Here is a 21,750-nt window from a genome sequence, read left to right as displayed (position 1 = left end):
GATGAAAACAATCAAAATGATTTTAGTGACAGTACTCTTTGGATTATTCCTACTACAAGGAGCAAGTTTGTATGCACAAGACCCCATGAAAGCATCCTCAAATGTGTATAAAAAAGTGTTGCTCGAAAACGACAAAGTAAGAGTAATGGAGGTTGAATTCAAGCCGGGAACGGTAGCTGCATGGCACAGTCATCCTAACCATGTCATCTATGCTTTAACCAGCGGAAAAATAGAAATAACTGAAAAAGGCAAAACAGCAACTACTATGGAAATCAAAGCAGGTACTGCCATGTATATGCCTGCAGTAACTCATATGGGCAAAAACGTTGGAACCACCACAATCAAATTAATTGTGACCGAAATGAAACCAATGATGCAAAAAAAGATGAATCCCATGATGGCTCCGGCCAAGAAAAAATAACAAGCCATACTTTTTTGGTAAAATAATTCATTTGATTCCATTTTTTGAATACGATTAAAAAAAACCAAAATCCGTCTCGTTTTCATAAGGCGGATTTTTTTATGGGCATGTCCCTGTTGCAGCACTATGGTATAAAAGACCTTGTTTTTTTATGCAACAAGGTCAGGCTGTACGCTTCAATCTCCCGAAGAAAAATCGGGAGGATTTCCACTGCCATCCTTCATGCGAAACCGTACTAATTAAAAACTCCCGTACTTATAAAAAGCATCTCACAAATAAAAGCCTCTTTGATGATTTGTAAGATAATAATTAAAGTGTATATTTGAAAGTAATACGCTACGCAGTAGCGCTTATCCACCCAAAATGTGATGTATATACGCTATTTTGTAGCGCCTATATATAAGTTATGTGCAATATTAACACACGCAACAGAAACAAAATATAAATATGAAAAACAATCCGAAAGAATTAATTGACGACTTAAGAATAATTAGGACAATACACTCTAACAAAGCAAGAGTTTTTGCAGTCTATAATTTTTATTATTTAATAATTACAATAATTGTTGCCGTGATTGTCACTTTCATTGGTTTTACTGGACCACAAACTATTGCAGACTTTCTAAGCACTTCACCAAAAAAAACTGACAGTAAAAATCTAAAATTAATAATGGATTTAATGACTTTATCAATTTTAGTAATTTCTATACTAAGTCTAATTCTAAGATTTGAACAAAAAGGAAATAAACATAATAATGCTGTAACACGGCTAACAGAATTTATCTCTCAAGTTGAGTTTACTTATCTAGGTGGCAATATATCTAATCCAACAAGTTTTACTCCAGCTGATATTGGACTGTATGCAGAAAAATATAAATCAATAATAAATTCTTTGCCAGCTACCAAAGACAGCGATTACATTTATGCTCTAAAAACAATAAAAAAGAAAAAGAAAATCAAAACATTTATTGAGAGTGCTGATTATGACCAAAAGAATTTCATAACACGTAAATGGCATATATTATGGATTTAATTAAGCAAAATATTCTCAACATTATTAAAAATAGTACTAGAATAACGAGTATTATTCAAACGATTGGATTAATTAGCTCTGAAAACTTAATGCTGACAGGTGGCTCGTTAAGAAATGTAATATGGAATTTCCAGCATTATTATAGAGAAGAATATGAGCTTGAAGATTGCGACATAATTTTTTACAATACAAGTAATCTATCTAAAGTTTACGAAGAAACTATTAAAAATAAACTAGAATATTTAAATCCGGATATAAATTGGTCTGTTAAAAATCAAGCAAGAATGCATATTAGAAATGGGCATAATCCATATAAAGGAATTTACGATGCACTAACTGCTTTTCCTGAAACTTGTAGTGCAGTTGCAATCGACAAGAATTGGAATATCATTTCTCCTTATGGATTGGATGATTTAATAAACTTAATTGTTAAACCCACACCATTTTGTATTGAAAATGAAATTGAGGTTTATCACAGACGAATAAAAAAGAAGAATTGGCTAGACAAGTGGGCGGACTTAGAGGTCAAAAGAAATACTGCACATAACAGCTACTACAACGGATTTGGGCAATTGGCTTAATGGAAAGTTGGTTTTGTATTTGGGATGATTTGGCAAATCCGAAAATAGGCCTTAATTTAATCCCAAACCCGCTGTAGTACCAGAACGTTATGCCTCAGTTTAGAGAACCAAAACACCGACAGAAATATGAATAATAACGAAGTTAAAAACCATCTAATTTTTTTCAAACAGAATGTAATCAATTTGCGAGACCAAGATTTATATCCAAAAATTGATAGGCATTTCGATAGAACTTTATTTATACAAAACATTGACTTTTTAGAAAGAAATAGTTTGATAGTTGAAGACGATAATCGAGATTCTATATATTCCATAACCGACAAAGGAGAAGAATTTTTAACCCAAATAATTGAAGAAGATAAATATCTTGCCGAAAAAGAAAGAATAGAATTTGAAAAGTCTAAAATTGATTTAGACTTAGCGCAAAAAATGCTCAAAGAATATCCATATACAAAATGGTTTGCAAGAATTGGTTTTGTCATTGCGATAGTTTTAGCAGTTTTAGAAATAATACAATGGAAAAACAAATAATCATACCGACAATGTAAAAACGCATTTCTTGTTTGTCTGACTTAAAAAATTTCATAATAAATAGTTTTAAAAATTACTTCCGACTTAAACGGTGCGGAAGCGAAACCGAAAATTGAAACGTGAAAATTGGAATAAATATAAAACCGAAGGCATAACAGCTGTCTGTTGCTATTGTGGAATTTAGTGGAATTATCGTTCCGCATCAACTTTCTGCAAAGCCAAAAATTGAGCGGTTACGAACCTCCACAACAGCAACAGGCAGCGGGGACGTTAACCCGGAAATTAACATAAACAATACGATTATGAACATGTTTGCAAAAAACGAATCTAAATCTATAGAAGAATATCTTTTGAGAGTACTTGACGATCGTAAGAAAGATATTGATTTTATTCATGATTTTATTCAAAAAGCAGTTCCAGAACTAAAACCTTATTTTGCTTCAAATATGATTGGTTATGGTTCGTTTTACTACCTCGATTCGAAAAAACAAAAAAAGGATTGGCCCATAATTGCCTTGGCAAATCAAAAGAATTATATAAGTATTTATGTATGTGCAATTATTGAAGATAAGCATGCAGCAGAAAAATATAAAAAGGAACTTGGCAAACTTAGTAAGGGAATAAGTTGCATTCGATTTAAGAAAATTGAGGACATCAATCTTGAAACTCTTAAAATTGTTTTAAAGCTCGCTGAAAAAAATCCTGGTGTTGAAGGTGCCACTTTAGTAGATAAATAGTTGGCTTGCTCGATGAAAAATACAGTTACAGATAAAATAAAATTACCTCCATATAACATTTTCCCAATTATATCCGGCGACAAAATCTCGCTACGACAAATTCAGACTACGGACATTGATGACCTTATAGAAATTTCGTTTTATGATTCTATTCAGGCAACTACTTTTCAACAGGCGGCAGAAATGCAGGCTAAAATAAACAAAGACTATATTGAAGGTAATTCCGTCCATTGGGGAATTGCAGACAATTTAACAAATAAAATTATTGGAACTTGTGGGTTCTATCGTGGATTTGAGGAAGAAGCAGGCGAACTTGGTTGCGTTTTATTACGGCAATACCGCGGACAAGGTTTTATGACTTCAGCTATGTTATTAGCCATAGATTTTGGAATAAATAATATCGGACTAAAACGTATTTGGGCAATAACAACAAAACAAAATGAGAAAGCAATAAAACTTCTTGAGCAACTTAACTTTATTAAAATTGCAGATTTGGACAATAATGAAATTGAATACGAACTAAAACAGAATTTATAATAGACACACTAAGCGAAAATAATGCCTATTATTAACAACTGATTTAGGCAATTGGCTTAATTTGAAAATTTTGTACATTTGAAAATTAGTTTTCCAAAAGCAAAGCTACACAGACGTTAGGCACAACCTAAACCAATATTATGCTAACATTTAACAAAAACTACTTTGGCTTCGCAATTCTGATTTTTTTTATTGAAGTTTTGATTGCCCTTTTTGTCCATGACACTTTTGTCAGACCTTATCTGGGTGATGTTTTGGTTGTTATTTTAATCTATTGCTTTTTAAAATCTTTTCTCAAATTGCTCGTTTTAAAAGTTGCTCTATTTGGATTGCTTTTTTCTTTCACTATGGAATTTCTTCAATTTTTAAATATTGTTGAAAAGCTACATCTAGAAAAATCAAAAATTGCCAGAACTGTTATTGGAACTTCATTCTCCTGGATTGATTTACTAACCTATATTATGGGAATTGCTATTGTAATTATTATCGAAAAGTATTGGCTTAAAAACGAAATAAGACCACTAGCAAACAACTTATTAAACAAGTAGTTATTAGTAACACAAAATTGCAAATTAGAACAAATAGATAACGAATCAATAAATCTATTTGAATTCAGAAAAACAGTATCTTTAACAATCAATTTTTTTACAAGAACCATAAAAAACAGTATTCATATGAAATGGAAATTATCATTTTTCTTAATTATAAGCATTAGCATATTAGGTTACAGTCAAAAAACAGATGAGTCTGAATTAATAAAAAAATTACTGGAAAAAGAATCCGCAACATGGAGAGCTGCCGATAGTAAGGGGCATACAGAATGCTGGTATATTCAACCGTATAGCAAAATATTAATTTCAACTGCAGACGGAACCGCAATAGATGTTCCTCCAATGGCGATGATCAATACAAATCCAAGTTCGATGGGTAATGGTGGTTATTCCGTGAATACAAACTACAAAATGAGCATTAATGGAAATAGCGCTTGGGTAAGCCATAATGAAGAATCTACGGCTAAAGATGGAAAAAAAACTTTCTCTTATGAAATCAGGATGTTAGAGAAGATAAAGGGTCAATGGAAATTAGTTGGACAATCTATTCATATTTATAATCCAAAATAAAATAGTATTCTTTGGTGATTCTCTTTTAAAGAATTTTTCATCTACAATAATAAATTATTAAAAAACTCCTTTTTGTTTAGCACAAAAAGGAGTTTTTTTACTTTAACAAAAGTCGTTTGATCCTCATGATTAATTCATTAGGACTAAAAGGTTTTGTTATAAAATCATCCGCGCCTAGTTCAAAAGCCTTTAGCACCGTTTTTTCTAAACCTACTGCTGATAATATGATTATTGGAATATTTAATTTTAGTTCCACTTTTACTTTATTCACAATATCTAAACCTGAAGCAAAAGGCATTTCAATATCTGAAAGAATAAGATCCGGATTTTCTAAAACTATTTTATCTAATGCATCATTACCGTCTAAACATGCAACAACTTCATATCCTTCTCGCATGAGCTTAAACTCCATAGTTTTTAACATCATCTCATCATCTTCGGCTATCAGTATTTTCATGTATTATTAATTATCGGTATGAATAAATCTTCGAAAAAATCATGCGCTATAGTTCTCAAAAAAAGCGTAAGCTTTTCTCAAAAATAGGCTTTCTGAATGGTTAATAGTATCAATATATTATAAAATTATTATAAAATTGCTTCATTTATTTTAATAAAAAAAACACTATTTATTATACTATTTACGTTTTTAAACCCGATTTAGTTTTTACTAATTACACAATTTTAGAAAAACCATGTATTGTTTCTAATTCATTGAAAACAAGCTGACAAATGTTATAAAAATTCTCAACTTCGTCTTTACGTATTTTCCCCAAAGGATTTATTTCAATTTCATTTTCAATAATTTCAATACATTTTGATGCTTTTTTTATTCCTAACAAACTGATGGAAGATTTTAATTTATGCACTTCAGCCTTTAAGACTTTAATATCATCATTGCCATTTGAAACTAATATTGCTTCTAAAGCTTCTGGCGCATTATGCAGAAATAAGGAAACCATTTTTTGAATAAAGTCGGTATCACCGTCAGCAAATTCGTTTAAGTAATTAAAGTCAACTAATTTTTCAGCAGGAACTTCTAATCCTGATGAATCAAAAGATTTATTATTGTCGTTATTCATTAAATTTTTGTGTAATTTTTCAAGCAATACATTAAAATCGAAAGGTTTAGATAAATAATCATTCATTCCGTTGTGCAAACTTCGCTTTTCTTCTCCTAATGTCGCATGAGCTGTTAATGCAATTATTGGGATATTTGATTTAGCCCCCATGTTAGTTCTTATGTATTTAGTAAGCTCAATTCCATCCATTTCCGGCATTTGAATATCCATCAAAATAATGTCATAATTATTCTGCTCTATTTTATTAATGGCTATTTTTCCATTATTGGCAATATCAATTTCTTTTTCCCATTTTTTGAATACTTTAATCGCAAGAAGTTGGTTTAACTCATTGTCTTCAACTAAGAGTATTTTAATGTCTTTTAGAAAATTAAAAGATAATGGCTCTTTTTTTACATTTATTGGTTCAACAATTTCTTTTTGGACCTTTTTGTATTGTAATACAAATGAAAACTCGCTTCCTTTAGCAACTTCGCTTGTTACGCTTATTATTCCGCCTTGTAATTCAATAAGTTTACGGGTAATAGTAAGTCCTAGACCAGTTCCTCCAAATTTTCTTGTCGTTTCATTTGAAGCCTGATTAAAACTTTCAAAAATAGAATCAATCTTGTCTTTTGGAATACCAATACCGGTATCTACAACTGTAAATCGTAAAAAACTCTCTGATTCAGATTCTTTCTCTTTGGAAACTATCAACTCAACATATCCTTTTTCAGTAAATTTTAAAGCATTCCCAACCAGATTAATTAGTATTTGCGATAATTTAGTCGGGTCACCAATTAAAAAATCATTTATTTGAGGATCAATTTCACACAATAATTTTATTTTTTTCTCATTTGAAATTGGAGAAAGCAGTTCAATTACTGCATTTATAGTTTTTGACAAAGAGAAATTAACATCTTCAAATGTCATTTTATCAGCATCAATTTTAGAAAAATCAAGAATATCATTAATAATATTCATTAAATTTTTGCTGGCTCTTTGAATCGCTTCTACACTTTGTTTTTGATCATCATCTAGTTTTGTGCTTTCCAGAATTCTTGCAAATCCAATGATTCCATTCATTGGTGTTCGAATCTCGTGACTCATATTGGTTAGAAATTGTTCTTTAACCCTAACGGATTGTTCTGCAATATCTTTCGCTTTTATTAATTCTTTCTCAATTCGTTTTTGATCACTAATATCTTGAATGGTCCCTAGAATTTTGAAAGGCTCATTGTGTTCGTCATTCAAACATTTTATAAACTCATTAATATACTTAATTGTTCCATTTTTACATAATATACTATGGCTAAACTGAACTTCTGAATCACTATTTTTGACAGAATTGAGGTTACTTTCAAAAAGTTCAATATCCTCAGAATTAATTAAACATGATTTAATGAGCGCTATGGAAGGAATACTATTTTTATCTATTTCAAAAATATTGAAAACTTCTTCAGAGAAAAAAATGCCTCCATCATTTAGATTTATTTCCCAACTCCCAATCTTGGCCAATTTTTGGGCTTCATAAAGTCTGTTAGCATTAATATTTAAAGCTAATTCTGTTTTCTTACGCAGTTCAAGACTTTCATGCAGTTTAATGGCATTTCTGATACTTTGCGAAATACCATCAGGAGTTAATAATGTTTTTGGAATATAATCAGATGCGCCACCTAAGATAGCCTGACTGGCAATTTTTTCATCCCCTTGTGAAGTAACAAAAATAACAGGTGTTTCTATCCCTAAATCTCTGAGTTTTTTTAAAAAAGAAATTCCATCACTATCCGGCATCATATAGTCCAAAAAAATTAAGTCATAATGAAATGATTTAATTTTTTCAATGCCTTCTTTGGCAGAAAAAGCAGTTTCTACATCAGCAATAATTCCAGAATGAGATATGGAACGAATAATGGTAATTGAATCAACTTTATCATCATCAATTATTAGTATTTTTAAAGCAACAGCCATATAATTTTATCTTTTTTCACTTGTAAATTCAATGATATTCCAATAGTCATTAAGTATTGAAAAAAAATCTTTACTATTTTCGCCCTCACATGGTTTATACATGTATCCTGCTATGTTTAAATTTAAAGCGGCAATTTTATTTAGATCATTATCCGTTTTTGTTATTACAAACACTAAAGTTGATTTTAAATCGGGATGGATTCGCATTTTATTTAATAAATGTATACCATTGACACCTTCCTCATTAATATCTATTAATACAATCTTAGGAATTGGCGATATTTTATTATCCCCTTGTAACATAGACCAAGCTTCAGTGTCATTTTTAGCCAGATACAAAGTAGACTTAATCCCGATTTCAGAAAATGCATTTTTTACATTTTCTAAATCAGCACTACAACTGTCTATTAATAAAATATTTGAACTTCCCATAAAGTAAATTTAAAAAATTTACATTTCACATAATTGCCAAAAATTATTAAGTGTTGAAACCGATACAACGAATTTTTCGAAAGACAACGGTTTTAAAATATATCCGGCTACATTCAAATTATAGGCCTTAATTTTATCACTATCCTCATTTGAAGTTGTCATAACAAAAACGGAAATGTTTTTCAGTCTTTCACTTTCCCTTAAAATTTTCAAGAATTCTATTCCATTCATCTTTGGCATATTTATATCCAAAATAATGATTTTTGGTAAAGGAATAATCTTATCGTCAAGCATCTCTAATGCTTCAACACCATTACCGGCTACAAAAAGCGGATTTTTAATATTGTTTTTAGAAAATGCTCTTTTTACATTCATTACATCAACCTCATCATCTTCAACCAATAAAATATTTACCAATCTATGTGTCATAATTTTAATTTATTATTCTTATTATTTAGGCCAATTAAATTCAAAAACAGAACCTTTATTTATACCAGGAGTATACACTAATGTCCCTCCAACCATTTTAATTATTTTATTACTAATTGATAATCCTGCACCTGTCGAATCTACAATATCTTTCGAATTTACCGTATAAAATATAGAGAAAATTTTATCTTTAACATCTTCAGGTATTCCCGGTCCATCATCACTAACTTTTATCACGTATTGCGTTTTGTCCTCACTTACCTCTACAAATACATTCTTTTTTTCTTTATCATGAAATCGAATTGCATTATCCAGTAAATTGTACAATACTTTTTGCAATTTTTTACCCAGAATAATACTATTTTCATTTATTAAATTACAGGACAAATGGAACTCAACCTCAGATTTATTATCGATCATTTCAATGCAATCTGTGACTAATTTAGGAATATTCACTTCATATAATTCCATTTCAGTCCTGTTTACACGAGAAAATTCCAATAATGCATTCATCATTTTTTCAAGACGCTCCACTCTATTTTTTAACAATCTAAAGTTATCTAAAATGTCTTTATCAGCATCACTTCCCAAATCTTCTTCAATCCAAGTTGTTATATTAGAAATAGCTCGCATTGGTGTTTTTATATCATGCGATACAATATAAACAAACTCTTCAAATTCTTTTTTAAGGGAAATTAGTTCCTCCTGACATTTTTTATCTGACTCGGTCATATTCATTTATTTAGGAACCGTAAAAATAAAACTTGTCCCATTATCATTCTTCGACTCTATATAAATTGCGCCTCCTTTTTCCTCAATTATTTTTTTAACAATAGATAATCCTATACCGGTACTTTCCTTTTTATCCCGTGCTTCAATGGTTTGAAAAACTTCAAATACTTTTTTATGGTATTCTTCAGCGATACCCGGACCATTATCTTTTACCGTAAATTGATGAAAATCAGGCAATAGCTCATATAAACATTCTATTTTACCAATTGGTTTATCATTATACTTGACTGAATTGCTTACCAGATTGCTAAAAACCTGCTGAATAAGTATTTTTTCCGTTTCAATAGTAGGAAGCGTATCTTCAATGACAATCTCGAATCCTTCATTAGGAACAACAGAATCAACGATTTGACTCAATACCTTTTTTAAATCAGTTGTTTCTTTTTCAATTTTGGTTCTTCCTATACGGGAATATTCCAAAACTCCATTAATCAGGTTTTCCATTCTCTGGATACGTCCCCGCAATAGTTCAAAATTAGTATTGACCTCCTCTGGCATTTCCGGCATGTCCTCAACAATCCATTCCGAAAGATTATTTATAGCTCTTAGTGGTGCTTTAAGGTCATGAGAAACGATATATGCATACTGATCCAGCTCTTTATTCTTTTTTTCGAGATCAACTAATGCACTATTTAAATTTTCTTTTGCTAATTTTTCTTGAGTTATATCCGTACTAATCGCTATGTATTGATAGGGTTTTCCGTTTTCGTTTAAAAAAGGAACAATTGTTGTATTTTCCCAATAATAAGATCCGTCTTTTGCACGGTTTTTTATTTCTCCTTTCCAAACATTTCCATTGGCAATGGTCACAAATATATTCCTTGTAAATTTTGTTGGATGATACCCTGAGTTAATAATTTGTTGATCTTGTCCTATTAATTCTTCTTTTGTGTATTTAGAAATGGTACGGAAATTTTCATTAGTATAAGTGATTATTCCTTTTTGATCTGTAATTGCAACAATTGCAGATTCATCCAATGCTGATTTAATATCTCTAATTTCCTTTGTTTTACTATTTATTTTCTGCTCCGCTAATGTTTTTTCTGTAATATCTTGAATAGTTCCCTGAATCCCTACTATTACGCCACTTGTGTTTTTATAAGCTTTCCCTATTCCTACAACATATTTTAAGCTTCCATTAGAAAAAAGAATTCTATGATTATAATGCAAATCAGCACCCGTTTTCAATGTATGCTCAAGTACTTCGTCAAGATTTAATAAATCATCCGGGTGAATTTTACTTCGGTATGCTTTAAAAAGTTGATCAGAAGGTAATTCCTCCAAATCAAAAATCTGATAATGCCCCTTAGACCAAATAAGGTCATTAGTAGTTAAATCAAATTTCCAACTCCCTATTTTTGCAATACTTTGCGATTCATCTAATAATTTATTACTCCTAATCAAATTTAGTTCAGCTTCTTTCTCCTTTGACATATCCCTTGCAATACAATATAAATTCCCTGTAGCAGGATCTGGGGATGTGTTCCAGCTCAATAAAACATACTTGCCATTTTTACACTGATACCGATTTTCAAAACTGACAGTCTTATGTCCTTTTGATAATTTTCCAACTTCCTTAAAAGTTTTGTCTAAATCCTCTGGATGAATTAAACCTACGAATGGTTTACCTTCTAATTCCTCTTTAGAATAACCCAATACATCTGTAAAGGCAGGATTAACTTTATAAAAACAACCGTCTACGTTCGCAATACAAACTAAATCCTTTGAAAGTTCAATAAAATTTTGAAATTCTTTTTGAGACTTAATCAAATCCGTATTCTTTTTTCGCAAATCCAACAATAAAACCACTTGATTTGCAAGTAATTGTAATGCCTTCTTTTGTTCATCGGTCAATATCCTAGGCTCCGTATCTATTACACAAAGAGATCCTAAATTAAAGCCATTTTCATCCTTAAGCGGCGCTCCTGCATAAAAGCGAATATTAGGATTTCCAGTCACTAAAGGATTCTCAGTAAATAATTCATTTTCCATTGCATTATTGACTTCATAGATATCGTCGCCCATAATTGCATATTGACAAAACGAGAAGCTTCTTGGGGTTTCAGTAACTCCTAATCCAACACTCGATTTAAACCATTGTCTTTCCTCATCTAATAAACTTACTAAGGCTATAGGAGTTCCGCAAATATAAGAAGCAAGCTGAGTGATTGCATCATACTCTTTTTCGGCTAAAGAATCCATAATTGAATATTCTTTCAGTGCTTTGAGTCTCTCTATTTCATTTTCCGGAATCGGATTTTTTTTCATCAATTTGGGGGCTTTTTCTTTACTAACAATAATACAGAATTTAGTAGGTCTAAACAAAAAAAATTATTGTTATACTTATTCTATTTCTTTAAACCAACTTAACGGTTTTAAGTACAAAAATAAATTATTTTTTGTATTATCAATATTTATCTAAACTTAATATTCTTGTTAATTGCAACTATTTTTCTCACATATAGTTTATATTATTTATCATTAAATACTGCCATTACTTTTTTAATTTATTAAAAAAAATTTCATTTTCATCACTGTTTTTTTTTAACAAAATCAAAACACACAAGCCTCTGTATTTTAATCACTTAATTTTAAAAAGCAATGAAAAAAATGTCTTTTTTTGCACCAATAAAATAATTAATTGATTAATTTTACAGTATGGGTTTCAACAATAAGGAATACCTACTTTCCTGCTTTTAAACCTCAAAATGCAAGCAAATTTCAAACCTACTTTTGAAGTAAAAAATTTGCGGTCTGATTAACCAAAAAGTGCGCCTCAACTATTTTCTATTGTTACTATTTTAACAGACTAATAATCGTCAGTTTCTATTCAAAAAACATATGAAATGGCAAAGTACAAACACATCCTATTTTTTAACCAAATTAGTATTGATGCTATTGATATAGTTGGTGGTAAAAACGCCTCTCTCGGCGAAATGTACAATCAGCTCAATCCAAAAGGCATCAACATTCCTAATGGTTTTACTGTTACAGCACGCGGATTCAGGCTTTTCAGAAAGATGAATAATCTGGAGAAACCATTGAAAGAGTTACTGTTTTCATTAGATACTAAAGAATATTCCAATCTTTCTTCCATTGGAGAAAAAGCCAGAAATCTAATTTTATCAGCAACCATTCCAGTGGAAATTCAAGATGAAATAGAGGCGGCTTACCAATCGCTTAGTGAACAATGCAACATTAATAATCTTGATGTAGCAGTACGAAGCAGCGCAACTTCTGAGGATTTGCCAACAGCAAGTTTTGCGGGACAAATGCAATCCTTTTTGAATATCAATGGTACAGCACAGTTAATCGACGCCGTACACCGTTGTTATGTATCCTTATTTACGGACCGCGCCATAAAATACCGTCATGATATGGGTTTTGCCAAACTTGACATTGCGATTTCTGTAGGTATACAACAAATGGTTCGAAGCGACAAAGCAGCTTCCGGCGTAGCATTCACTATTGATCCGGATAGCGGTTTCGAAAATACCATTATCGTAAATAGCATCTGGGGATTAGGAGAAAATATTGTTCAAGGTACAGTTACGCCTGACGAATGGGTTGTCTTTAAACCCACCTTAGAAAATACAGATTTAGATTCTATTCTAAAAAGACAGTGCGGCAGAAAAGAATTTACGATGATTTATGCCAATAAATCTATCCCTTCATCCGCAGAAAATACAATTAGCAATACGGATACTTCATTAGAGAAACAAAACCAGTTTTCATTGAGCGACAAAGAAGTTATTCAGCTTGCCCAATGGTGCTATAAAATTGAAAAACATTATAGAAAACCTATGGATATAGAATGGGCAAAAGACGGTTTGAACAACCAACTTTATATCGTTCAGGCGCGTCCGGAAACCGTTCACGGAAAAGCAAATAAGCAAGTCCGGGAAATCTATAAACTCAAAGAGAAAGGAATTCTTTTAGCACAAGGAATTGCTCTTGGCGATAAAATTGCCTCCGGAAAAGTGCGCATTTTAAACAGCCCGCAAGAAGGTCATTTGTTGCAAGAAGGAGAAATTATCGTCACTGATTTGACTAATCCTGATTGGGATCCTATCATGAAAAGAGCTTCGGCAATTATTACCAACAAAGGCGGACGCACCAGTCATGCCGCCATAGTCGCACGAGAGCTGGGAACCGTTGCAGTAGTGGGCTGTGGTAATGCAACATCCGCACTAAAAAATGGTCAGGAAATTACTGTTTCCTGTGCCGAAGGGAAGGAAGGAAATATATACGAAGGATTGTTAAAATGGGAAATAAAAGAACAGGATTTCAGTAAACTTGAAATGCCAAAAACAGATCCTATGCTTATTCTTGCCGATCCGGAAAGAGCGTTTGAATTGAGTAATTATCCTAATCAAGGTGTGGGTTTGATGCGAATGGAATTTGCTATTTCGAATACTATAAAAATTCATCCGTTGGCGTTGTGTGAACCTGAAAAAATAACCGATGAGACGATTGTTGCCCAAATAGCGGCATTAACCAAGGAATATGAAGATCCTAAAAATTATTTCATTGATAAACTAGCCGAAGCCGTATCTATTGTTGCTGCTGCATTTTATCCAAAAGATGTAATTGTACGAATGAGTGATTTTAAAAGCAATGAATATGCCAACCTCATTGGTGGAAAATATTATGAGCCAGATGAAGAAAACCCCATGATAGGATTTCGTGGTGCTTCCCGCTATTACAGTGATTTTTATCGAAAAGGGTTTGCCTTAGAGTGCGAAGCCATGAAAAAAGTACGCAATAAAATGGGGCTTCATAATGTAAAATTGATGATTCCTTTTTGCAGAACAGTCGAAGAAGGTGAAAAGGTTCTTAATGAAATGGTTAAAAATGGATTAATGCAAGGCATCAACGGACTAGAAGTATATGTCATGATTGAAATTCCAAGTAATGTATTAATGGCTGATGAATTTGCAAAACTATTTGACGGATTTTCTATTGGTTCCAATGATTTAACGCAACTCACATTAGGATTAGATCGCGACTCAGCATTAGTAAGTGATTTATTTGATGAAGAAAATCCAGCCATAAAATATTTAATTAAAGAAACGATTCGGGTTGCCAAACGTTTTGGAATAAAAGTAGGTTTATGTGGACAGGCACCTAGCGATATTCCTCAATTTGCAAAGTTTTTAGTGAATGCAGGAATCGATAGTATTTCATTCAATCCTGACGCTTTGGTAAAAGGAATTGAAAATATTTTGGAAGCAGAAAACAAAAAGAAAAATTCTAATGTAAGAAGACTCAATTATGGAAACAACATTCAAAAATAAAATAGCTGTTGAAACTGGTAGTTCATCCGGAATTAGAGAAACCACTGCTTTAGCTTTCGCAAAATAAGGAGCAACAGTTAGGATTGATGCAGAAGTAATCGATTTACTGGTTTTATGAAAAACTTTTTTGTTTTAGTGACTAAAATCCTTCGTGTGCTTATTATATGAGATGCCTGGTGTTCCGTCAGTATTTACTCTCAAATTAACACAAAGATTATGAGAAAGATTATGGGAGCTTTTTATGATTTGGATACGTTTATTCAACGATTGTATGGCATAGAAGTTCCTATTCCCTACGCTGTATATCTTGAAAGAGCTACAATTCCTCAAAGAAAAAAAATTATTAATACAGTAAAAAAAATGATACGCCATGATTGAATTTCTAATGCCCAGTTTGGGCGCGGATATGGAAGATGCTACACTAATCGAATGGAAAAAAAAACCAGGAGATACCGTGAAGCGAGGGGATATTATTGCCGAAGTGGAAACACAGAAAGAACTGATTGAAATTGAAATATTTGAAGAAGGAACCATTGCAGAATTGCTCATTAAAGAAGGTGCCAAAATTCCCGTGGGAACCGTAATGGCATTAATAAATCCAAGCGTAGTTGCATTGGAAACAAAAATAGAAGAAAAAATTCCTGAACAAGAATCGATACCATTACAACCGATAGAAGAAAAAGAAACGGAACCAATTTACGTTCCAAAAGTGGAAGAAACACCTATCAAAGAATCTCCATTATACCAGAGAAGTATTGACGATAACCCTATTGGCTTTCAAAAAACAACAGAAACTGAACCCAATGTAGCTATTACCAAAGATGATGTAGATAATACGATTGAAAAAATTGAAGCTGATGGCAACCTTATTGATACTTTAAAAACAACAGAAACAGAACCCGATGTAGCCATTACCAAAGATAATGTGGATAATACGATTGAAAAAATTGAAATAGAAAACACGGAGATACTACCTGATGAATCTGATAAACAAGGGAATACTGCTGAAGGAATACGTACTGCAGTAGCTGCAGCAATGAGCAAATCTAAAAGGGAAATTCCACATTATTATTTGGAAAAAAAAATTAATCTTACAAATACATTAGCTTGGTTACAAATTGCAAACGAGCATCGTGTGGTAAAAAAACAATTACTGCCTGTAGCATTAATGATAAAAGCAACGGCAAAATCGCTTCTTGAATTTCCGGATTTGAATGCAATTTGGGATAACGGTTTACAACTAAAGAAAGATATCAATATTGGTTTTGTCGTATCACTTCGCACTGGCGGCATAATTGTTCCTGCCATTCATCAGGTTGACAAGAAAAATGTTGATGAAATAATGGATGCATTAAATGAGATTATTCCAAGAGCAAGAGCCATGCGGTTACAAAGTTCAGAATGGAATGATTCGACTATAACAATAACGAATATTAGTGATGGAGGAGCCGATTCTATTTTCGGAATCATTCATCCTCCACAGGTTGCAATTATTGGTTTTGGAAATATTTTGGAACAACCTCATGCCGAAAATGGTATGATTGGTATTTGTCCTTTCGTAAACGTGACACTGGCAGGAGATCATCGTGCTACGGATGGATTAATAGGCAGCCGATTTTTAATTACTTTAAACAAACATTTACAAAATCCTGAATTATTATAATCCCTGAAAATCTAAAAATATTATTTTTTCAATTACTAAAAAACATTGCTCTTCATTCGGAATCCTCGGAATTGATATCCGATAAAAATAATAGAACAGCACTCCATATAGATTCTTATGATTCACTACAATTCATCGTTGCGTTTAATGAAAATCTAGATCAGATTATCTAAAAATCACTATATTACCATCATTAATCACCTATATTTCAGATAAAAAAACAAAAATGAAAGTATTAGTTTATAGTATATTTGGTTTCGACAGACCTTTTTTGGAAAAAGCGGCCCATGGTAATCACGAGTTGGTTTTTACGGAGCAACCTTTGAATGAAAGCACCGTAAATCTTGCCAAAGGGTTTGATGCCGTTTCGCTTTTCACCTCTGATGAGGCTTCAGAAGTTATATTGAAAAAACTATATACTTTCGGTGTGAAATACATTGCACTGCGTTCTGTAGGTTACGACCATGTAGATTTAGCAAGAGCCAAATCTCTGGCAATAAAAGTGGCAAACGTGCCTAAATATTCACCTTATGCCATCGCTGAACTTGCCGTTGCTCTCCTATTGGCTTTAAACAGAAAACTGGTTTTAGGTCAGACGTTAATGCAAAATGGTGATTATCGTTTGGATCATTTAGTAGGTTTTGATTTGCATGGAAAAACAATAGGTATCGTTGGTACTGGTAAAATAGGGGCTGCTTTTGCACGAGTTATGCATGGTTTTGGTTGTAAAATTTTAGCTTTTGATATACAGGAAAACAAAGAACTAATGAAAGAAATCCCTATTTCCTATGTCTCAATAGAGGATTTATGCGCAAATTCTGATGTGATTTCTGTTCATTATTTACTGAACGAAACGACTTATCATTTGTTTAACAAAACGACTTTTTCACAAATGAAAAAAGGAGTTGTTTTTATCAATACGGCTCGTGGAGGTATTGTAAACTCCGAAGATTTATTAGAAGCTATTGAAAATAAAACTATCGCCGCAGCGGGTTTGGATGTTTATGAAAAGGAGAAACCGATATTTTTTCAGGATCATACTAATGCTTCCGTAAGTGATGCTTTATTTCTAAAACTCCGCTCCTATCCTAATGTGATAATTACTGGACACCAAGGTTTTTTAACTAATGAAGCATTAGAAGGAATCGCCCATACTACTATTGCAAATTTGAATGCTTGGGCATATAATGGTATTTCTGAAAATGAAGTAAACTAAAGAGGCTTACTATTTTAAAACGAATACAAACTATTGATTTTTATTATTTGCTTATTTTTTTCTAATCATACTATGATTGATAGTATTAAAAATTCAAAAGATGAAAGGATCATTCAAACTCGGAAAAGTAGCCGGTATTGGAATATTTATTCACTGGACATTTTCATTACTTATTCTGTTCATCATTTTTATGAACTACAAATCAGGCCAAAATACCGCACAAATAATTTGGTCTGTTGTATTTATCTTATGCATTTTTATTACTGTTTTACTGCATGAATTAGGACATGCGCTGGCTGCAAAAAACTATAATATAAAAACTAAGGACATCACCCTTTTACCCATTGGAGGATTAGCACGATTAGAAAGAATTCCCGAAAAACCATTAGAAGAATTAATAGTTGCTTTTGCGGGACCATTAGTAAATATTACATTGGCATTTATAACGGCATTTTTTATTTCGATTCCTGACAATACAGATAAATTGATGACAGAATTATCTAATGGCGTCAATGCCAATAATTTCTTTCTGAACTTCTTTTTAGTTAATTTTTGGTTGGCAATTTTCAATTTAATTCCTGCATTTCCTATGGATGGCGGTAGAGTCTTACGGGCGTTATTGTCCTTTAAACTTCCCCGAAATGTTGCAACCAGAATTGCAGCTCGTATTGGTCAATTTCTGGCAATGGCTTTTATTATTTTAGGTTTTTTCACCTCTCCTTTTTTGATTTTCATAGGTATATTTGTTATTATAGGCGCACAAATTGAAGCTGATTATACAGAATCAAAATTCATGTTGAAAGGATTTAAAGTCCAAGATGTGGTTATGAAAGATTATCAGACAATAGATACAGATGAAAAAATAAAAAAAGCAGTAGAATTGCTTCTGGACAGCCAAAACAAGAATTTTTTGATTACTGAAAATAACATTCCTGTAGGAACACTGAATCGGGACCAAATAATAATGGCACTTTCTAAAAAAGGAGATGATGAATTTATATACAATGTCATGGATCGAAATTTAATTATCCTCGAAAGCAATTCCCTTTTGGAAAACGTTTTTGAGCTAATCCAGCAAAATAAATCAACATTAATGCTCGTTATGGAAAACAATCAACTCATAGGAACTTTGGACATTGAAAATCTTTTGGAATTCATTCTGATTAATGAAGTTAAAATAAAAAAAGCCCATGATGGAAAGTAAAATTAGCCGTATTGCTCCTAAAAGCTTGGAGCTTGTTTATAGCGGCGAAGATTATTTTTCAAGATTGGAAACAATTATTCATAATTCCCAGATTGAACTTCATATTCAAATGTATCTTTTTGAAAATGATGCAACAGGAAAAAGAATTATTGCGGCAATAAAAGAAGCGGCTTCGCGTCAGGTTAAAATTTTCATTCTTTTAGATGGTTTAGGCTCTTTATCGTTTCCTTCTGATATAATAGAGGAGCTTAGACAATGCGGAATAAATATTCGTTTTTTTGCCCCTTTATTTTCAGCCTATACTTTTTACCTAGGTAGAAGATTGCATCAAAAAGTAATAGTCGCTGATGCAAAAATTGCACTAATAGGCGGAATAAATATTGCCGACAAATACTGTGGTACGCCAACTGAAGCGCCTTGGCTTGATTATGCCGTTCAATTAAATGGTACAATTGCCCAGCCGCTTCAGGAACTTTGCAGGAACATTTATTTTAAGAAAAAACGGGTAAGCAGCAAAAAAATAAAATCGGTCTTTCATGTTCAGGAAGATGCCTTGGTCCGTATCATTCAAAATGATTGGCTAAAAAGAAAAAATGAGATTTGTGATGGGTATATCAAATCCATTTGCCATGCAAAAAAAGAGATAATCATCGTGGGAAGTTATTTCCTTCCCGGAATTCGAATCATTAAAGCGTTAAATAAAGCATCTAAAAACAATGTGAAAATTAAATTAATTTTATCGGGTATTTCAGATCTTCCCATGACACGGCGCGCAACTTGTTTTCTTTATAACAAACTGTTGCATTATAATATAGAATTATACGAATGGAATCAATCTATTTTACATGGAAAATCAGCTGTAATTGATGGCTATTGGACTACTATAGGCTCCTTTAATTTGAATAATTTAAGTTCGTATGGAAGTGTGGAAATGAACGTTGAAATAAATTCTACTGTATTTTCTAAAATGTATCAATCCCACCTCAACCAAATCATTGTCAAATGTGAACCTATAACCCTTGAATCGTTAGAAATAAAAACCCATTTCTTTTCTAAATTTATTAATCTGTTCTCGTATTTTATTACTCGACTAATCGAAATACTGATCACGTACACCCCTTATAAACGTTTCTATACTTAACATGATAACTCGTAATTTATAAGAAGTTTAAAAAGATTAACTCGTGCTAAAAAGACGAAAAAACTGTTTAAAAAAATTATATGAATCAATCCTTTTATATAATATTTTTTGTAACTTTATATATGTAAAACATTAAAAACAAGCGTTTTAAATGTTTTATGAAAAATAATTTAGAATTTAAAAAAATGGAACCGAATCGAATAAAAACCAAAAAAAAAGAGGAATGGATCCAAAAGGATTTCGACAGTAAAATCCCGAAATTGGATCGAAAAACAGTATTTCTTCCCAGTCAGGATGAATTGTTCTTTTAGTTCATTTCCCAAAGAAATTTGCTAGTTTAGGCTAGCGACGGAGCTGTGAGTCACTGTTCTGTAATTGAATGCTCTTTCAAGCACCAGGTTTAAAAGATTCTCCGCAGAGCTCCGAACTTTCAAACCGGTATTCTTAATTGGGGTTAGGGACATAAAAGTCCCTACTCCATTAACGATTTAACCTTATGGATTTTATTCAATACAAAGAGACCTTTTCACACGATGCCCAGAAAAAAGGCTATTCAGAACAGAATATTAAACGCTGTCTGGATTATGCTGAAGTTTTATTTGCACATGATGTTCCTGTAATTTATAATACAACCCATTTATCACTTTTGGTTGGATACAAAAAAGAATTTTTAAAAAAAGCGGCTCTTTATCCCAAACGCTATTATCGGGATTTTGAGATTTTAAAAAAAAATGGCAGCAAACGACTTATTTCTGAGCCGCTTCCCAGTTTGAAAGAAATCCAAATCTGGATTCTCAGAAACATCCTTTATAAAGTGCCCATTAGCCCTTTTGCGAAAGCATATAAACCTAATATAAGTATCCTTGAAAACCTTAGATTTCATAAAAACCAACCCAAAGTTTTCACGCTGGATTTAGAACATTTCTTTCCATCTATTAGCTTTGAAGCCGTTGAAAAAGAATTTCTTGAATTGGGATATTCTAAAATGGTCTCGAAATTGCTTTCAAAATTATGCATCCGCGATGGAAGCTTACCACAAGGTGCGCCAACGAGTCCCTATCTTTCGAATTTGATTTTCAAAAAAGCCGATGCCGTGATTTCTGATTATTGCAAACAACACAAAATAAGATTCACCCGTTATGCAGACGATTTGAGTTTTTCCGGAGATTTTGACGAAAATAAGCTACTCCATAAAGTAACTGAAACCGTTGGGAAATTAAATCTTCGTATCAATAAAAACAAAACCAAACTGATGATGCCCAATACACGCCAAACAGTTATTGGCATTGTCGTCAATGAAAAACCGCAGGTAGTATTTCATAAACGCAATGAATTAAGGCAAGCCATGTATTATATTAAGAAATTTGGTTTCGAGGAGCACCGAGAATATAAAGAGATTGACCAAAAAAATTATTTGGAGCATCTGTTAGGGAAAATAAATTTTGTACTGCAAATAAATCCAAAAGATGAGGAATTTATAGGCTACAAAACCATACTGATTGCCTTAAAAAAGAAACAAGACTTGAAAACGATGGAAGATGAATTGATTCCAATTTAAAAAAATATTTTTTATAAAAAGCTCCAAAT

22 protein-coding genes are annotated in these 21,750 nt (G+C 32.1%); 16 read left to right on the top strand and 6 right to left on the bottom strand.

Going from position 1 to position 21,750, the window contains the following annotated elements:
* Position 1 precedes the first annotated feature (1 nt).
* The 8 genes from OA85_RS01650 to OA85_RS01615 all read left to right on the top strand — a co-directional run bounded on the left by OA85_RS01650 (position 2) and on the right by OA85_RS01615 (position 4,960).
* A complete protein-coding gene (locus OA85_RS01650; RefSeq protein WP_039107707.1) occupies positions 2–421 on the top strand; it encodes a cupin domain-containing protein in 420 nt (139 codons plus the stop codon).
* A gap of 447 nt (positions 422–868) precedes the next feature.
* Positions 869–1,453, top strand: coding sequence for a hypothetical protein (locus OA85_RS01645; protein ID WP_039107704.1), 585 nt, complete (start codon positions 869–871; stop codon positions 1,451–1,453).
* The gene (locus OA85_RS01640; protein ID WP_197056044.1) at positions 1,444–2,034 is read left to right on the top strand and encodes a nucleotidyltransferase family protein; all 591 of its coding nucleotides are present in this window, start codon (positions 1,444–1,446) and stop codon (positions 2,032–2,034) included. Before OA85_RS01645 ends, OA85_RS01640 begins: the two co-directional genes overlap by 10 nt.
* A gap of 126 nt (positions 2,035–2,160) precedes the next feature.
* Positions 2,161–2,565 carry a hypothetical protein gene (locus tag OA85_RS01635; RefSeq protein WP_039107700.1) on the top strand — a complete coding sequence of 135 codons (405 nt, stop codon included), beginning with the start codon at positions 2,161–2,163 and terminating at the stop codon, positions 2,563–2,565.
* A gap of 302 nt (positions 2,566–2,867) precedes the next feature.
* Positions 2,868–3,302 carry a DUF1801 domain-containing protein gene (locus OA85_RS01630; protein WP_156129396.1) on the top strand — a complete coding sequence of 145 codons (435 nt, stop codon included), beginning with the start codon at positions 2,868–2,870 and terminating at the stop codon, positions 3,300–3,302.
* 12 nt (positions 3,303–3,314) lie between these two features.
* On the top strand, positions 3,315–3,839 hold the full coding sequence (locus tag OA85_RS01625; protein WP_231557059.1) for a GNAT family N-acetyltransferase: 525 nt from the start codon (positions 3,315–3,317) through the stop codon (positions 3,837–3,839).
* Positions 3,840–3,979: 140 nt separating this feature from the next.
* Complete coding sequence (locus OA85_RS01620; RefSeq protein WP_052257111.1) at positions 3,980–4,387, top strand: DUF2809 domain-containing protein; 408 nt, start codon at positions 3,980–3,982, stop codon at positions 4,385–4,387.
* Between the two features lie 126 nt (positions 4,388–4,513).
* Positions 4,514–4,960 (top strand): hypothetical protein, encoded by a 447-nt coding sequence (locus OA85_RS01615; RefSeq protein ID WP_039107696.1) that lies wholly within the window; start codon positions 4,514–4,516, stop codon positions 4,958–4,960.
* Positions 4,961–5,057: 97 nt separating this feature from the next.
* Here the strand turns inward: OA85_RS01615 and OA85_RS01610 are convergent, their stop codons facing one another.
* The 6 genes from OA85_RS01610 to OA85_RS01585 all read right to left on the bottom strand — a co-directional run bounded on the left by OA85_RS01610 (position 5,058) and on the right by OA85_RS01585 (position 11,910).
* Complete coding sequence (locus OA85_RS01610) at positions 5,058–5,417, bottom strand: response regulator transcription factor (RefSeq protein WP_039107694.1); 360 nt, start codon at positions 5,415–5,417, stop codon at positions 5,058–5,060.
* A 214-nt stretch (positions 5,418–5,631) separates the two neighbouring features.
* Complete coding sequence (locus OA85_RS01605; protein ID WP_039107691.1) at positions 5,632–7,989, bottom strand: hybrid sensor histidine kinase/response regulator; 2,358 nt, start codon at positions 7,987–7,989, stop codon at positions 5,632–5,634.
* Positions 7,990–7,995: 6 nt separating this feature from the next.
* A complete protein-coding gene (locus OA85_RS01600) occupies positions 7,996–8,421 on the bottom strand; it encodes a response regulator (protein WP_039107689.1) in 426 nt (141 codons plus the stop codon).
* Positions 8,422–8,439: 18 nt separating this feature from the next.
* Positions 8,440–8,850: a response regulator gene (locus OA85_RS01595; RefSeq protein ID WP_039107687.1), complete on the bottom strand. Its 411-nt coding sequence runs from the start codon at positions 8,848–8,850 to the stop codon at positions 8,440–8,442.
* A 21-nt stretch (positions 8,851–8,871) separates the two neighbouring features.
* Positions 8,872–9,588 carry an ATP-binding protein gene (locus OA85_RS01590; RefSeq protein ID WP_231557058.1) on the bottom strand — a complete coding sequence of 239 codons (717 nt, stop codon included), beginning with the start codon at positions 9,586–9,588 and terminating at the stop codon, positions 8,872–8,874.
* A complete protein-coding gene (locus tag OA85_RS01585) occupies positions 9,589–11,910 on the bottom strand; it encodes a PAS domain S-box protein (RefSeq protein ID WP_039107686.1) in 2,322 nt (773 codons plus the stop codon).
* A 578-nt stretch (positions 11,911–12,488) separates the two neighbouring features.
* Here OA85_RS01585 and ppsA point away from each other — a divergent pair.
* From ppsA to OA85_RS01555, 8 genes are all read left to right on the top strand, one after another.
* Positions 12,489–14,939 carry a phosphoenolpyruvate synthase gene (ppsA, locus tag OA85_RS01580; protein ID WP_052257110.1) on the top strand — a complete coding sequence of 817 codons (2,451 nt, stop codon included), beginning with the start codon at positions 12,489–12,491 and terminating at the stop codon, positions 14,937–14,939.
* A 216-nt stretch (positions 14,940–15,155) separates the two neighbouring features.
* The gene (locus tag OA85_RS17300; protein ID WP_156129395.1) at positions 15,156–15,317 is read left to right on the top strand and encodes a hypothetical protein; all 162 of its coding nucleotides are present in this window, start codon (positions 15,156–15,158) and stop codon (positions 15,315–15,317) included.
* A complete protein-coding gene (locus tag OA85_RS01575) occupies positions 15,310–16,602 on the top strand; it encodes a dihydrolipoamide acetyltransferase family protein (RefSeq protein WP_039107684.1) in 1,293 nt (430 codons plus the stop codon). Before OA85_RS17300 ends, OA85_RS01575 begins: the two co-directional genes overlap by 8 nt.
* 226 nt (positions 16,603–16,828) lie before the next feature.
* On the top strand, positions 16,829–17,818 hold the full coding sequence (locus OA85_RS01570) for a 2-hydroxyacid dehydrogenase (RefSeq protein WP_039107682.1): 990 nt from the start codon (positions 16,829–16,831) through the stop codon (positions 17,816–17,818).
* Positions 17,819–17,918: 100 nt separating this feature from the next.
* Positions 17,919–19,022, top strand: a complete 1,104-nt coding sequence (locus OA85_RS01565; protein ID WP_039109273.1) for a site-2 protease family protein — start codon at positions 17,919–17,921, stop codon at positions 19,020–19,022.
* Entirely contained in the window at positions 19,009–20,163 is a 1,155-nt protein-coding gene (locus OA85_RS01560; protein ID WP_039107681.1) for a phosphatidylserine/phosphatidylglycerophosphate/cardiolipin synthase family protein, read from the top strand. The genes OA85_RS01565 and OA85_RS01560 overlap by 14 nt, the downstream gene beginning before the upstream one ends.
* A gap of 158 nt (positions 20,164–20,321) precedes the next feature.
* A complete protein-coding gene (locus tag OA85_RS17295) occupies positions 20,322–20,474 on the top strand; it encodes a hypothetical protein (RefSeq protein WP_156129394.1) in 153 nt (50 codons plus the stop codon).
* A gap of 185 nt (positions 20,475–20,659) precedes the next feature.
* Positions 20,660–21,721, top strand: a complete 1,062-nt coding sequence (locus OA85_RS01555) for a reverse transcriptase domain-containing protein (RefSeq protein WP_052257108.1) — start codon at positions 20,660–20,662, stop codon at positions 21,719–21,721.
* Positions 21,722–21,750: the final 29 nt, after the last annotated feature.

Origin of the sequence: Flavobacterium sp. AED, assembly GCF_000812945.1 — a bacterium.
Classification (GTDB): Bacteria; Bacteroidota; Bacteroidia; order Flavobacteriales; family Flavobacteriaceae; genus Flavobacterium.
This window is presented reverse-complemented; position numbering and strand designations above follow the sequence as displayed.